The 14908-nt window shown below is 37.5% G+C and carries 12 protein-coding genes; 7 read left to right on the forward strand and 5 right to left on the reverse strand.

The genetic code is table 11. The features are described 5' to 3' along the window. Nucleotides 1-1844 (reverse strand): BREX-6 system phosphatase PglZ (pglZ, locus tag FJR04_RS23715; RefSeq protein WP_168499490.1); only part of this gene is annotated, 1844 nt, incomplete at its 3' end. A 281-nt stretch (nucleotides 1845-2125) separates the two neighbouring features. Between pglZ and FJR04_RS23720 the strand changes: the two genes are divergently transcribed. The 3 genes from FJR04_RS23720 to FJR04_RS23730 all read left to right on the forward strand — a co-directional run bounded on the left by FJR04_RS23720 (nucleotide 2126) and on the right by FJR04_RS23730 (nucleotide 4789). Further along, a complete protein-coding gene (locus FJR04_RS23720) occupies nucleotides 2126-2995 on the forward strand; it encodes a chromosome partitioning protein ParA (protein ID WP_168499491.1) in 870 nt (289 codons plus the stop codon). Beyond that, the gene (locus tag FJR04_RS23725) at nucleotides 2967-3773 is read left to right on the forward strand and encodes a hypothetical protein (protein WP_168499493.1); all 807 of its coding nucleotides are present in this window, start codon (nucleotides 2967-2969) and stop codon (nucleotides 3771-3773) included. The genes FJR04_RS23720 and FJR04_RS23725 overlap by 29 nt, the downstream gene beginning before the upstream one ends. Nucleotides 3774-4135: 362 nt before the next feature. Then, complete coding sequence (locus FJR04_RS23730; protein WP_168499495.1) at nucleotides 4136-4789, forward strand: DUF6753 family protein; 654 nt, start codon at nucleotides 4136-4138, stop codon at nucleotides 4787-4789. Here FJR04_RS23730 and FJR04_RS23735 read toward each other — a convergent pair. Both FJR04_RS23735 and FJR04_RS23740 read right to left on the reverse strand, forming a co-directional pair. Continuing rightward, nucleotides 4778-5473, reverse strand: a complete 696-nt coding sequence (locus FJR04_RS23735; RefSeq protein WP_168499497.1) for a response regulator transcription factor — start codon at nucleotides 5471-5473, stop codon at nucleotides 4778-4780. The two genes, FJR04_RS23730 and FJR04_RS23735, sit on opposite strands and share 12 nt — an antisense overlap. Nucleotides 5474-6232: 759 nt before the next feature. After that, a complete protein-coding gene (locus FJR04_RS23740; RefSeq protein ID WP_371718749.1) occupies nucleotides 6233-6667 on the reverse strand; it encodes a helix-turn-helix domain-containing protein in 435 nt (144 codons plus the stop codon). A 550-nt stretch (nucleotides 6668-7217) separates the two neighbouring features. Here FJR04_RS23740 and FJR04_RS23745 point away from each other — a divergent pair. The 3 genes from FJR04_RS23745 (at nucleotide 7218) to FJR04_RS23755 (ending at nucleotide 13507) form a co-directional block, all read left to right on the forward strand. Beyond that, a complete protein-coding gene (locus FJR04_RS23745) occupies nucleotides 7218-8378 on the forward strand; it encodes a hypothetical protein (protein WP_168499501.1) in 1161 nt (386 codons plus the stop codon). Between the two features lie 164 nt (nucleotides 8379-8542). Further along, nucleotides 8543-9265, forward strand: coding sequence for a hypothetical protein (locus FJR04_RS23750; protein WP_168499503.1), 723 nt, complete (start codon nucleotides 8543-8545; stop codon nucleotides 9263-9265). A 522-nt stretch (nucleotides 9266-9787) separates the two neighbouring features. Next, nucleotides 9788-13507: a PriCT-2 domain-containing protein gene (locus FJR04_RS23755; RefSeq protein ID WP_254445377.1), complete on the forward strand. Its 3720-nt coding sequence runs from the start codon at nucleotides 9788-9790 to the stop codon at nucleotides 13505-13507. A 103-nt stretch (nucleotides 13508-13610) separates the two neighbouring features. On the opposite strand, the gene FJR04_RS26340 is transcribed toward FJR04_RS23755, so the two are convergent. Together FJR04_RS26340 and FJR04_RS23765 are read right to left on the reverse strand one after the other, a co-directional pair. Then, entirely contained in the window at nucleotides 13611-13940 is a 330-nt protein-coding gene (locus FJR04_RS26340) for a transposase family protein (RefSeq protein WP_254444835.1), read from the reverse strand. Between the two features lie 182 nt (nucleotides 13941-14122). Beyond that, nucleotides 14123-14701: a Uma2 family endonuclease gene (locus tag FJR04_RS23765; protein ID WP_168499505.1), complete on the reverse strand. Its 579-nt coding sequence runs from the start codon at nucleotides 14699-14701 to the stop codon at nucleotides 14123-14125. On the opposite strand from FJR04_RS23765, the gene FJR04_RS25975 reads away from it, so the two are divergent. Continuing rightward, on the forward strand, nucleotides 14700-14908 hold a 209-nt coding region (locus FJR04_RS25975; protein ID WP_217359506.1), incomplete at its 3' end, for a hypothetical protein. The genes FJR04_RS23765 and FJR04_RS25975 overlap by 2 nt on opposite strands.

A 14908-nucleotide genomic window follows, 5' to 3' on the forward strand; every position in this document is an offset into this window, starting at 1 on the left:
GCTTCTCCTGCATCGTCAATTTCTTTACTATGAATTACGATCAATCGTGCTTGTCCACAATATTTTTTAAGTTGATCTATCGTATAGTTACGTACCTCAGATAAATTTAAAAACGGAGGGCGTTTACGGCTTTTATTACTGTCATTAATGCTTTTATCATGAATAGCCCTAACTCTACTTTCGGGATTACAGACTGTATATTCACCAGTTTTAAAGCCCTTAAAACCGTTTTCCCCACCTAATAGTAATTTTCCTCCTTGGCTAACAGGCGCTAAGGCATTCATACCAACTGCTGTGATAGTGGGTAATTCTGCATACCTTGCTTTTAAGGAAACTATTGTGGCTGCTTCAGTAAATTCTGATATGAGTTCTGTAGCCATTTCATAACGAAAGGCATCTATTAAAAAATAAGCGACTTTTTTATGGTTGTTTTGAGTGAGAGGATGGATAATTTGATCGTAAATGGTACGCTGTTGTAAATTTTCCTCTGGTAAAAAACTATTTTTCTGGCAAATAGCATTAAAATCTTGACTGAGGGTATCTGCCCAAGTTCGATACTGGCGGCAAAGTTTTTCCCTAGTTTCTATCAATTGGGTAAAATGGGGTAAGTTAGGATCTAGCTGTTTAAGATATTGTTGCTCAAAACAGCGGTGTGCTAAGTCTACTTCATAACCTGAATAAGTATAATATTCTAAAACATCTCTCAGAGAATCAAGATTTTTAATCCGCCCAGCATTATGAATTTTATCACCCAGAGTAGCAGCTTTATGAATGAGTGACCATTCAATTTTATGAGATCGATTCTGTTCTCGTTCTAACCAAAATGTCGGTTTTTCTATCCGAGGTTGCGACCAAATTAAGACTTGATTATATTCACTAGCTAACAGTGCTTGAACAGCAGCAGTTAAAACTGTAGTTTCTCCCCACTGGAATGTATTTATTTTACTTAATTCTTCTGCGGTAACAGTGTATAGTTCTGGCTCTAAACGCAACTCAACAGTAACAGCTTTAGCGGCGTATAGGTCAGAATAACGTTGGCGAAAATAGTCTATCAGTTGTTGGCAGTTTTTCAGCAGCGTTTGGGAAAGTTGCTTGAGAGGTTGGAGTTGGAAAAGATGGGGTAAACGCTTTAAACCTTGTACATACTCAACGCACATTAACCAAGCAGTAAAAACTTCACCTAATTTAGAAAAAGAGAGGGTTTCGTTATTGAGGTAAAATTGCAAAAAAGCCTCATCCATACCAGTATGACGGTAGAGATGCTGAGTTAAAGTATTAAGGCTAGTAGCATCTACAAACTTATCTCGAAGTTTTTTATTTTCCTCAATATCCAGCAAACCGTCTAAAATCCACTCTAAACTGAGATTATCTAAATATTTACCTAAGCTGTCTTGAGGCTGAGAAAGTATATTTTCCAACCAAGTTTCGGCGGTAGTAAGATTGATAATGCCTTGAAAGAGATAATTTTCTAATTCAATAGGACTAACTTTACCCGTAGCAGCTTCGCAGACAAGAGTTTTTAACGATTTGCGGAAACGGTAACCAGCACGATACATTGCCAGAATTGGTGTTTTGCGAATGGTTTCTTCTGTATGTCCAGGCATATGAATCAGTAATCTTTCTGGATCTATTCCGTTACCATAAGATTCAAGCGCAAATAGCATTTCTAAATAACTACCACGAAAGGCAATAACTGGAGCGAAAAATTCATCTTGTTGATAACGGGTAATCAGTTCATCTACATAATTTTTGTAATAGCCATCTTTATCTAGCCAAACTACTATTCCTTGTTGTCGTAATACGCGTTTGATTTCATTTTCTAGATAATTGGTGATAATGCCCATAAATAAAAATTAAACTCTAAGAGGATGTTTGAGAAGCAAGAAAACCCATATATAGGGATGCCGTCTATTTTCCATTAAATATAAAATACATCAAAAAGCCTACACTTTTACATCAAATGATAGTTTATTTATAAATCAATACTGTATAAAAATAAAACAATAGAGATATTTATGAAAGTAAATTTGGCAGTAGTTAATCGTAGCTTAACTCCAATAAAAACTAGTTTATCTCTTTCATTACCAGAATATCTTCAAAATTGAAGCAAATCATTGCTTAATTTATGACTAGAAAAAGGAAGAAACCCACCGTGAATGAAAATGTGAATGAAAATCAACAGATACCACAAAATGAAGAAACCACAGAAAATCAACAAACTACAGAAAATCAACAGTTAGAAACAAGTGAGCAAACAGGAAGAATAGTAATTATCACCGGTGATAAAGGAGGTGTCGGAAAATCCACATTTGCAAGGGGATTGCTACATTTATATATCAACAAACAGTTAAAGTATTTGGCTTATGACTCAGATCATCGCAATGCTCAATTGTATAGACACTACGACTCAGCACAACCTGGAGTCAAGCTACTTGATATTTTTACAAGAGGTGGTGCAGATGACTTACTAATAGACTTAGAAAAAGAACTTCCCCCACTGGTATTAGTAGATTTACCCGCCCAGTCAGGTCTATTTTTTGAGAATTTTGAGAAAGATTTAGGTGTATTTGATGCTGTCAAAGGCTTAGGATACAGAGTCACAATGGTGAGTGTACTATCTAGGGTAAAAGACTCAGTAAATATATTACGAATTCTTCACAAATACTGTGGCGATCGCGTTGATTATGTAGTTGTAAAAAATCTGTTTCACGGTGAAGCTGATAAATTTGAACGCTACGACAGTTCTGATACTCGCACTAAACTTTTAGATGCTGGTGCGGTAGAAATTAAAATGCCAGATTTGTTTTTCAAGCCCTATGACTATATTGATGAAAACAACTTGACTTTTAGTGAAGTTTTAGAAGATAAACAAGCCAACATTGTCATTAAATCTCGTGTATCAGCTTGGTTGAAAGAATTTGAGCAAAGCGTATTGAATGCTAATGAATTATTGGGGATAAAAGAAAATGCAGTCATCACAGATCAAGCCGCATAGCCAAAATAATCCAGAAATTATCCCTAATCCTAAACGACTAGTAATGACAGTTGGTGATGCTAGGGTGGGTAAGTCAACAACAGCACGTTTGTTGATAGAGATTTATCTAGAATCACAACTAAATCTCAGAGTTTATTACAGTGGTAATCGCAATAAGTTATATGCTTATCAGCTATTATTACCTATTGCTCAATTGCCCTTAACACAAGGTGGTGCAGACCAATTATTAATTGATTTAGAGAGTTTTTCTAATGTGCAAGTAGCTCTGAGTGATTTACCCGGACAAAGTTTTGAAGAATTCCGACAATTTGCCGAAGAAGTAATGCTGTGGGATGCCATTGCTCAATTAGGTTATCGTATCACTTTTGTGCATCCAATTTCTTATCGGAGAGATTGTACAGATTATCTACAAGAGCTTTTTAATTGTTATGGAAATAAAGCAGACTACATCATTATCAAAAATCTGTATTTTGGTGACGAATTTCCTTACTATGATGGTTCTGATATTCAACAGCGTATCCAAGCAAGTGGAAACAATGAATTATATTTAGGCAAATTATGGAGAGATACTTATGAATTATTAGAATCTCTGGATTCACCTTATAACTATGCCATCGAAAATTCTGAAATAGATTTTATGAACCGTTCTCGTGTCTTTAATTGGATGGAAGAATTTAGTGAACAAATTAAGAATAATAAACATATTAGGGAATTATTGGGTTTATTGAACATTACATCAACAGTAGATTTACAAAATCAATTAAATAGCGATTTTTAAGCTTTATTATAAATATTCAAAATCAGGAATAACCGGAAATAAGATTATGCTTAGAAAAATCATAATTTAGAAAAATTTCAGGTTTATACCAAATTAATATGAAGCTGAATGGAAAAAAATTTCAAGAATAATTGACCACAGATAAAGATGGATGAATTAATGGATTTCCCATTCTGTGCAACCTCACATAAAATTGGTATTAGAGTTATCTTTTATTTATTTTTTTAAAACCAACTTCTCTATATGAGTGAATTCTTCCTTTTTTAGTTACCACCCAAAATTAATCATGTTAGAAAATTTCAGCACAATAAAAAATTGACACATCATCTCTATCAAGAAACTTAAAAAAGGCACATGAACTTATGAACACCTCTGTAGAAGCTTCTTTAGATACAACATTAGCAGGACAATCAGATCATTTTAAACAGAAGGTTCTCGATGTAGTGAGACGTTCTGGTATCAATCCTAAAGACCCATTGTTTTTGGTATTAAGTTCCCTGGGTAAATTTGAGGTCTTAATGGAAGACATTCCCGGTAAACTTAATACTGTAGTCGAGGGTTGGACAACAGAAATAGATGACAAACTTGATAAAGCATCAAGTGTAGCCATTGTTCAACAAAAAAGTGCGATCGCCAAAGCAGCATCAACCTTGTTGAGTAAAACCGAGCCAAAAAAATCTAGATCCGTCTTTAGTCCTTTAATAGCCACTGGTCTGGTATTATTTGGTATGTTTGGTGTTGTTATGCTGGCTGGTAATATATTTTTTATTTGGAGAGGTAGAGGGCTAACAGAACCAGTTCGCTTGACTGTAAAAGAACAAGAAACTTTAAATTGGGCTAAGTCAAAAGACGGAGAATTTGCCCGTCAGATTATGAAATGGAACGATTTTGACTTGAGTGTTTGTCGAGCCAAAAAAGCTCAATTAAAAGGCAGATGTATGATTTGGGTTGTGAATAATGACGAGCGACAACGTTATCTAGATCAATTAAATCAAAAATCAAAATCAAGCCGTTAAACTGATTTGATTTGTTTCTGGACTATCTATCAGTCCCTCTACAATTGCTTTCGTAGCAGCTTGAGCGCGATTTTGACAATCAAGTTTAGTTAGGATGCGATGGACATGAGACCTCACAGTACCTACACTCAAAAAAAGTTTGTTGGCAATTTGATTATTTCTATCACCAATAGCAATCATTTGCAAAATCTCCAATTCCCTAGAACTAAGCGAATATTGCCGACAAACTCGTTTTATTTTCAGACTGGAAGTAACGACTACTGATTGAGGTTGCAAATTTTGAATTAAAATTTTAGCGATAGCAGAGTCTAACCAATGTTCTCCTTTGTGTGTAGCATAAATAGCTTCTGCTAACTTTTCTTTAGCTATCATCCTCGTACAATATGAATCTGCCCCTGCTGCAAAAGCTTCTTTGACAAAGATTTCCGTAGATTGAGCATTAAATATCACTATTTTAGTGATTGGTGATACTTGTTTAATCTGTTTTACAACTTCAAGACCACTATCATCTGGAAGATGCAGATTAACAAGAGCTATGTGTGGAGCATGAGTTTCTATTAGTTTTAGTCCTTCTAATGCTGTTTCAGCTTCCGCACAAATCTCAATACTCTCCTCTTCCGAAAGTAACATTCTAATACCATACCGAGTCAGATCATGGTCATCGATAATAACTGTTTTGATCATCTGATTTACCTCCTATTTAGGTTGGATTATCTGATTTTTCAAAATTATTAGTGATGATCTTGAAAAATGGTAACTGATGACGGAGTTCAATTGGATACAATAGACATCTCCGAAAAAAATGTGAACCCCTTGTCCTGTCTCAGAGAAAACCTAATTTCTGGAGATCTCTCATACAAAATTGAAGCAGGGACATGACATCGAAAGTAAACAAAAATCTTATTTATGCCATACCCCTACCATATCTTGCATCCAAATGAGAACCGCTATATTTGCCAGTTTAGGAGATGGCAAATTTAATCTTCTAATAATTATTCAATAATTTATTTTCAACCGTGATCTGAATCACACTTAAAACAACGAGTCTTATCTATTGTGTATCACTAAACCAAAAAGTTTTTTAGAAACTTTACCATGTAGAGATTTCAGCCCCCGCCTGGGATATCACAAAACAACGTTTTGTTGAGCATTTGAGACGATACCCATAGTTAACTTCAAGCGATCGCTCTAAGATACCTCTAAAACCAATGGTCAATACTCCCGATTCACAATGGCTGAAACCGCTGTTTTTACGTTGGTTTTCAAAAGTTTGTGGTTTACTGTGTATGGATATTCTGCCAAGTTTGTATTAAAATATACGCAACTAAAATTCTGAAAGCGTAGCAGACTCAAAATTATATCTATACAATTGAAATTGTATCCTTTTTTATACCTTTTGATAGGGGGTGCAATTGAAAGAACGAGGTATCATATATTTATGATTCATGCTGTTTTTGCTGCTAAGAAGTTCGCACTTTTAGATATTACATCCAAAATATCTGCTGGTTCAAGCAGAGTGATTTGTGCTAAAACTTCCTGTTTAATATCCTCAACAGGACGATTTTTAAGATTTCTAGCATAATTCAATGGACTATTTTCGCAACATTCACGGTAGCTAGATAAGGATATATGACCATCCAAGTACTGTTGCAACAATTCACTATCTCCACCACTGACTCGTGCCAGACGAAAGAAATTTTTAGAGTCAGCTTCAGGAACAACTTTTGCTTTTAACCACCGATATACAGTTGTGGCATCAACACCTATTCTTTCAGCTAACTTTTTTTGAGTCCAGCCTTCTTGTAGTAACTGTTCAATTAACTGAGCTAATCGTTTTTGACGTTCTTGCATAGTAGAAAACCTGGTTCTACCAGTTATAAAATTTACTTTTTATCCCACTTTATATTTATCTGATTTCATTGGCGGATTCAACTAATTCATGTCTAATCGCTGAATTTATTTTACAGTAAGGATTTTGGATGAAATAACCTATAATTCTCGGTTATTGTTTTGGTGTACGACAAGAAACCTCAAACAAGGTTGACACCTTATTAAATCCACGATCCTAACCGCTACATAAAGCTTTTAGATTTTTGTGATCCATTCACCAACGGTCTGCTTAACTTGGTATAAGAGTGTCCCAAGGCTCAAAGTGGATAAGACTTGCTCACTCATTTTATTCACTAATTTAAGACTAAATCTCTTTCCTTTACAAGAGTTTGAGAAAAATAATCTGAAAAAGTCCTGACAACAAGCCGATCAAACATTTTGGATCACATCAGAAATTAAATTATTAAGAAATAATAAGTAATCATCCAACTTACACTGCATTATGCAAGCATAATTATTGCAGGGTGCAAAAGTTACAAAATGTACTTTAGAAAGCATCCGTCAACAAACAAGGTGTCATCGCTACCAAAGGAAAGTTATGACTTATATGACGGACTTCAATCAAGTTTCTATTAATGGAGGAGAAAACCAAATAAGGTCATCCTCTAATTCTACCGTCTTTTTGGATACACAAAATTTTACTTTTATCCAAGACCAAAATAGTGATCCAATCGGTTTGGAGACTAACTTTGAAGAAAATCAGGCTGATAGTCAAAACCTATCGAATATGGAACATCAGCCCAATGAAACTGATAACTTACCTGGTGTAAAGCCCTGCGATGTGGAGAAGAAATCAGCCATAGCAATAGAATTAGGTACTTTGGAGAACAGAATTGAAAAGGGTTTAAGAGCTTTTTGGGACATCGGACAATCTTTGGGTCAAATTCGAGATAAACAGCTTTATCGGCAAAGTTACAAAACCTTTGATGAATATTGCCTTAACCGTTGGGAAATGTCCCGACGGTCTGCTTATCGCTTGATACAAGCTGCATTGGTTTATGAAAATGTGACCCGTGGATCACAAAATCCTGAAACTATAACTCCTGGATCACAAAGTTTTGTAAATGTGACCCATGGATCACAAAATCAAATTCTGCCTACGAACGAACGCCAAATCAGACCTTTAGTAACACTACCCCCAGAAAAACAACGCGAGGCTTGGGCTAAAGCAGTTTCTACAGCCCCCAATGGAAAAGTTACATCTGCTCACGTTGCCCAAGTAGCCAGAGAGTACCATCGTGAGAACTCAGCACATAAATCTAGGCAAAAGCATTCTTTTGAACAACAACACCAATCAACTGATAATTCTAACCGTAGTTGCTGGAATTGCCGTCATTCTAGTCAAGAGTTGATCAAAGATGATCACCAAAGTTTTTATTGCGATCGCCTGGGTAAGTTAAGTTTTGTTGAGAAAGACGGCAACCAACGGGGTGCAGAATGCCAATACTGGACTTACCGCTTTGAAGAATCATCTGAAGTCAGCAATAATTTAGTCCCCTTACGAGAAACTTTTAACCTTACTTTACAACTGCCAGCATACTTACAACCATTAATACAAGATGCTGCTAAAAAGTCAGATTTAGCAGTCATAGAATGGGTAGCAAAACTTGTGGAAGAGGCAATTTTCAAAAAGAATTGTCCTCAAAATAGAGATATTCACCAAAATTTTATAGATATTACAGTTTCAGAAGTTGCCTGATATACAGGATTTCAAAGCTAAACAAGATTTTCGAGCAAGATAAAGAGGGCAGAAATCAGTATTCCCTCCTGCCTTTCTTGATCACTATTAGTTCAAAATGCCATGTCAGGCGTTAGGATTTTAAAGGAAGTGCTATTTTCAAACCAATAACCTTTGATGTCTCAATGTTGACCGTGAAAGACCCACCTACCGATTTTCAACTTCCGCCGCACAACGAAGCGGCTTTAGAGGGACTTAGGGAAGCAAAAAACGTTGATTCCACTATTGCTCTAGCAGCTAGTGGTTCAGCAATTGCTACAGGTACAATCACCCCCGCCGGCTGGTTGCTTTTCGGCTTGGCTTACAAACCGTTGGTGAGGGTGGAAAAAATTGCGCGACTGGAAAAGCTAACAACTGTACTGTTGGAGGAGTTTAAAGACAAAGGAATACAAGTTTTTCCGGTGCTTCAAATTGAGGACAAGAACCCTATTGACTTGTTTATCAGGTTTCCGCGCAAAACTCACCTGTTTATCTCGATCAGATCATTAGGAGACAGAGAAGTAGTCTACAACGAAACTAGAGAAATTATCCAAGTCCGCAAGAAAAATAAGGGTGGTTTAACAACCTGGAAACCTTGTCCATTACTTGAGTTAGCAGATTACGAAAAGTGGCTCAACAAGAAAAGGGACTTATTTGGAATGTCTTCAAGGGAGGCCACAAAAATACGTACTGCAAAAGTTTTGGTCTTATGGCATCCTACTAAAAAAGCTTCAAATCTCAAAGAACATCTTTATACTGAAGTGGGAAGCATGAAAACTCTGGCTCTCAGAAGAAAAGGCACTATGTTTGTTATTCAAGAGGAGGAAGTAACTGAGTTTGTCAAATCTTGGTTAGCTACGTGCGAATAAATTAAATAGATTAAAAAGGCGAAAACCCCACGTCCAGTTAGGACAGCGAGGTTTTCCAAATACATTCCATCATCGGAATTGGAGCGGGGTATTGGGTTTTGACGAGCCTAATTTTTATATCCCTGTTAGTAATCTTATCTCAAAAAGTTGAGATGTAAAACCAGAAGAATACTGATTTTACAAATAAATTAGGATTTACGCAATTACGATGCTTTCGGTGTACCTCTTTAGGTAAACAAGCTCAAGCTACGAGCAGCGTCTCTTAACGCTAAATCGTTAGCATAGCATGGCGCAAATATTAGCTCTGCTAAAGCGCACCGTCTCCAACAAGAGAAGCAAAGACAACGTAAATATCGCCGGAAAACAATGTCAAACCCATATTGTTTGTACCCCTTGCGTAAGTCCTAATAAAGCAACATTTCAGGAATTTTATCTTCTTATCTTCCTGAGTATTTGTATAAAAGATTACTAACACGGGATTGCTCCAATTCCTCCAACACACTTACTGGAGGATTGGCTATCATGTCACCACAACAATTTAACAACTCATCAGAACCACAACAATTAACCGCTCAACAGGCTCAATTTACACCACGGTTAGAACCAGAGCCTATCCAGCATGACAGAATCAAATTCGCATTTAACGCCACTGGTAAAGATAAAAACTGGGATTTTCGGAAACTAGCAGCCAACTTCCAAGACAGAACAGGTACTATTTGGGATGTAGCTAGGCACGTAGAAGAAGGACACGCCTTATGTGCTGGGTTACTTGGTGGGCAATGGCGAAGTAAATCTCATATAATTGGTTCTCAGTGGTTGTTACTAGATATTGACAACGCCGCAACTTGGAGAGATGCAAATGGTAATCCATTAGATGCAGATGGTAGACCAATCAAAATTAATAGAGATTGGGTAGACATTAACGGTAATGTGATTGAAAAATCAGATGGTAGACAAGCCAAAAAAATCTATCAACATCAGCTAAATTTAGACGAAGCAATAGAACACCCATTCATCAAACAATATTGCGCGTTAATCTACACAACAGCCAGTCATCAACCAGGCTGGGACAAATTCCGTTTAGTATTTGTATTACCCGAATATGTTCAAGGTGCAGAAACAGTAGAAGTATTAACACGCTACTTAATGAAGCATCTGCCCCATGACCCCGCCTGTAAAGATGCTTCACGGGTGTTTTATGGCAATAGCCAAGCCACATTCCCCTTAATTCAACCTCATGTTCGACTACCCCAATCTTGGATAGATGAAGCTGTAACCACCGCTTATCAAGAAAAAATTGAATACGAGCGCCGGTTAGCAGAAATTACAATCCGTCGGCTACAATTTCAAGAACGAGCAGAAGCTAACAACTGGGATATTGATCAACTAATTCAACAAGCATTAACTTATATTCCCTCACGTAGTCCTGGCAGCAACAACTACAATGAGTGTCTAAATGTACTAATGGCACTAACTTCTCATTATGGTGCTGTAGATGCGGAAATTATAGGAGAACAGTGGAGTCCTTCAATTAAGGGAACGAGTTGGAATATTCGAGACAAAATTAGGAGTTTTCGCAGTCGTTCTGGTATATCAATTGGTACGCTATTTCACATTGCTAAACAATATGGGTTTAGATTTCCCTCAGTTGAACAGAAGAGGCAGGGGGGCAGGGAGCGGGGAGCAGGGGGAATGTCTATTTTCCTTGATCCTATTGAACATTCAACTCTTAATGGTAATTACGGAAAGGAAGACTTCAATAATGAACTATACTCTGCCGTCACAGATCCGATAATCAGCAAACAAGAATGGCTTGCTAAACACGGTATAAAGAGAGACTTTCAAGATTTTCTACAAACTTTAATCACTGTCACTAATAAAGCCCAACGGTTAATAGGTAATATAGTTTGCCCAATAGAACCAACTATACTTGTCGCCAATAACAACCTCGACGTTGATATCTGGTTTACCTCAAATCAACGGACTCACACTTATGTAAATGCAATCAAATCAGGTCATAAATTCATCTTAGATTTATCACACGCTGGTGCTGGTAAATCCCATACGGTGGGGGAATTTATGCCAGAACAGTTTGGGGTTAATATGCTCTTCTACCTCAGCAATGAACATCGTAACCCCACTGTAGCAACTATTGAAAACTGGACTGATTTACCAGTCCGTCACGATGGACTAGTGGCAGATACTAACAAACTCACACCATTAGGTAATCCCCAGGTACACTGGCCTCAATCAGGGGAAGAAACCAACGTTGAGGGAACTTGTCCTTTGACACATTTATTTAATGCTCTGGCAAATAAAGGATATAAAAAAGAAACATCCGCAGAAGCTAGTCTTAACCCCATCTGCAATGGTTGTAAACTCAGAGCTAATTGTGCGGGTAGAGATGCGGCTGGTAATGCCCTGCCAAGAGTCAATGGTTCTACGTTTCGACGTGATAGAAGGGAGGCACTAGCGTCTAAACGAATTCGTGCCAATATCAACTCCCTACCTCAAGCTAAAGATATGATTGAGATGAAAGGAGGTGGTTTTGTTGATGAAGCTTCCAGACAAATACAACCTGTGGAATTCATCAGGGTTAGTTCTAAGGATTTTGACTCTTCGATGATGGAGGTACAAACTCAATTACCCGCAGTCTATGACAAAATTAAGGATTTGGTTCTACCACTGCGGGGACTACTGACTGGAAATATCCCCCGTGTTCAAGAAACTTATCATGGATACAATGATGAATTAATCCGGGCTTTATTAGGGGAAATTCCCACAGATATACCGGAAATTATTGCCGAACTGGAAACTATTGCTCCCGATATTGAGGAATTGGTTCAACAGGCTGATAGTATCACATTGGATGGGGTTGATAAGAGCGATCGCGCAAATATCAGCAGAAAAACCTTAAAATTAATCCGTAGTCACCTCAATAAACAAGCTGCTCAAGAAACTTACAGGAATATCGAAAATTTACCTGTGAGATGGTTAATTCCCCTGCTAGAAATCATTGGAGAGATTAAACCAGGGTCTTTACGGGTTAAGAACAAACATTTAACTATTTCTACTAAAAACACCCGTCATGTTGATGTTCTCAAAGCTTTTGAGTTTGTTTTCTTGATGGATGCTACTGCTACCCGTGACAATATGGCTATGCAGTTGGGGATTAATCCAGAGGAAATACTGGTGATATCGGAAATCCCACCTGATTATAGTAATCTGACTATTCACCAAATTACGGGCTTTGGCTTGCTGAATAAAGACCGTAGTGGACCATTAAAAGAAAGAGTTACAGCACTGCGAAAGGAATTAGATTTGCGTCATGATGGCAATATTGCTTACATAGACCACTTAGCACATAAAAACAAGGGTGATGGATATTGGTTTGTTGATAATCGTGGCAGTAATGCTTATGAAAATAAGCAAGCTATTTGTAGTTTTGGTACTCCCTATCAAGATATTGGAGCATCTGAACAAGCTTATATAACTTTAACGGGAGATAGAAGTGTTGGCAAGGAGAATGAAGCTTTTCAAGAGGTGATTAATCATTTGGTTCAGACTGAGGTTGTGCAATCTGTAGGTAGAACTAGAGCTAACCGCAGGACTGAGCGGGTAACTTATTATGTGGTTAGTGAGAAAGATTTATCCTATTTAGCGGACTATTACCCTAATGCTAGGTTTATTAAGTCTGATGCTGTTGATATTTGTGCAGATGCAGGGACGGAAATCCAACAGACACGCAAGGGTATATTAGCAGCATTCAAGCAACTGGTGGCAACAGGGGTGACAGATTGGCAGAAGGTTCGTCAGGGGGTATTAGCTAAAGCTGCTGGGATTTCTCAATCATGGCTCAGTCAAGTTGCTAAGAAGTATTTTGGGGGGTGGAATAGCTTTAAAAAATTATTACTACTCCTATATAACTCTCTTTATAGGGTTAGTAATAATTCTTTGGAGATTTTGACTAAGGAGGAGCAGTGGTTTATTGATGAGTATTTACCTCTGCTTAAGTATGGCTGTGAAAGCGGGGGTCAATCGGCGGAAATGATCATTGAAGATGTGATTACATTTAGTGAACATCTTGGCTGGCAAGGGTTTTCTAGGGCTGTGAATGCAGCCACGATAGAAATTAAAGCTTTTTTAATTGCTTGTTTGATATCTGTGTTGCCGCAGGAGATTCATAATGAGATTAAGCGGTATTTGGTTTTGCACTTGGTTAAAGCAGAACCTGAATATTAAGTTTCTACTTAAACCACCTGATTTTTTCTAGTTGGAGCAAAGCAATACAATATTGCGATGTAGCTTGCTGCTCTTTTTTAGGAGTGGGAGCAATTTCTTTTTGTTAAAAAGAAGTATATTGCCGCATAGCCCAAGGTGCGGTTACATTGGTCAACCTTTCTGTAAAAATACGCCGTTTACACAAACTATTGATGCAAAAAAACTTCCGCACCCTTAACTGTAAAGTAATGCTGTAGTCAGACCAGGGTAAGTCTGCTAAGAGGCGTTCATAGCGACTATGAATTTTATGCGTTGGTTGGTTATAAACTGGACAATTAACTACTTTACTGATGGCGGAAACAATCAACTTTATCTGACTTTTTATCTTGTTAACTTGGCAATTCTCAAGTTTCAGATTGGTTGAATCTGGTAATAGGTGAGTTAGCACCGACATAGGGCTTACTGAGGCTTATTCCTCAAATGTTTGATGGAATGAAGTTTGAAGTATCTCAATTATATCTTTCTTCCTTCCTTTCTTTCTTCTGCCTTCGCCCAACCAAGATCACTAAAAGTTGCCAAGACCCAACTTATGGTTCAAGTCGCAAGATTAGCGATTGTCTGAAATGATTGAATTGATTAAGATTCTGGGGTAAGGTTTAGACCTCGATAAACTTGTTCAATGGGGAAGCTGAGATTGATGCTTTTTAGTTCAATGGTGTCACCTTCTCCATAGTTAATAATCATCCATTGTCCTGCATCATTTTTGTGATACAAATCTATTTCCATTGCAGTGGAACTAACCAATAAGTAATCTTTCAAGACTGGGTTATTTTGATACATTCTGAATTTGCCGCCTCTATCGTAGGCTTCGGTAGTTTTTGAGAGAACTTCAATGATTAAACAGGGGTAGGTAATATATTGGGTTGTGGTTTTATCGCGATCATCGCAGGTGACGCTGACATCGGGATAGGTGTAGTTATTTGTGCCAACAATATTAACTCTCAGGTCTGAGTTACCTGTTATGCAACTACTAGCGTCTAAATGGGTATCAACCATAGTTGTAAATCGAATTGCAATGCGGCTATGATTAACGCTACCGCCAGTCATGGCGTAAACTTGACCGTCGATCAGTTCATGCTTTTCTAGTTGCTGTTCTTCCCAAGTAAAGTATTCTTCTGGGGTGAGGTGGGGGGCGTTGTCTTTGGCTGCGATCATGGTTCGTTACCTCCTACGGTTTGCAGTTGCTTGGGGTCAGTTTGGCTCTGGGTTAGTTGATTTAATTTTAACAATCTACACAAACAGTTTTTGGAGTAAGCCTTTTTTAAATTGTTCGGTTTGCTCGATTAGCTTTTGTTCTAGTTGTGCTTCAGATTTTTATTCTCCGTCTAACAATGCTTGTTCATCAAGGAAGGTTTGTAGGGG

The organism is Anabaena sp. UHCC 0204 (assembly GCF_009711975.1).
Taxonomy (GTDB): domain Bacteria; phylum Cyanobacteriota; class Cyanobacteriia; order Cyanobacteriales; family Nostocaceae; genus Dolichospermum.

Coding starts and splice junctions, on each gene's coding strand:
- FJR04_RS23755 (WP_254445377.1), top strand. CDS start 9,788: ATGTCACCACAACAATTTAACAACTCATCAGAACCACAACAATTAACC.
- FJR04_RS23730 (WP_168499495.1), top strand. CDS start 4,136: ATGAACACCTCTGTAGAAGCTTCTTTAGATACAACATTAGCAGGACAA.
- FJR04_RS26340 (WP_254444835.1), bottom strand. CDS start 13,940: ATGTCGGTGCTAACTCACCTATTACCAGATTCAACCAATCTGAAACTT.
- FJR04_RS23720 (WP_168499491.1), top strand. CDS start 2,126: ATGACTAGAAAAAGGAAGAAACCCACCGTGAATGAAAATGTGAATGAA.
- FJR04_RS23745 (WP_168499501.1), top strand. CDS start 7,218: ATGACTTATATGACGGACTTCAATCAAGTTTCTATTAATGGAGGAGAA.
- FJR04_RS23765 (WP_168499505.1), bottom strand. CDS start 14,701: ATGATCGCAGCCAAAGACAACGCCCCCCACCTCACCCCAGAAGAATAC.
- FJR04_RS23750 (WP_168499503.1), top strand. CDS start 8,543: ATGTTGACCGTGAAAGACCCACCTACCGATTTTCAACTTCCGCCGCAC.
- FJR04_RS23725 (WP_168499493.1), top strand. CDS start 2,967: ATGCAGTCATCACAGATCAAGCCGCATAGCCAAAATAATCCAGAAATT.
- FJR04_RS23735 (WP_168499497.1), bottom strand. CDS start 5,473: ATGATCAAAACAGTTATTATCGATGACCATGATCTGACTCGGTATGGT.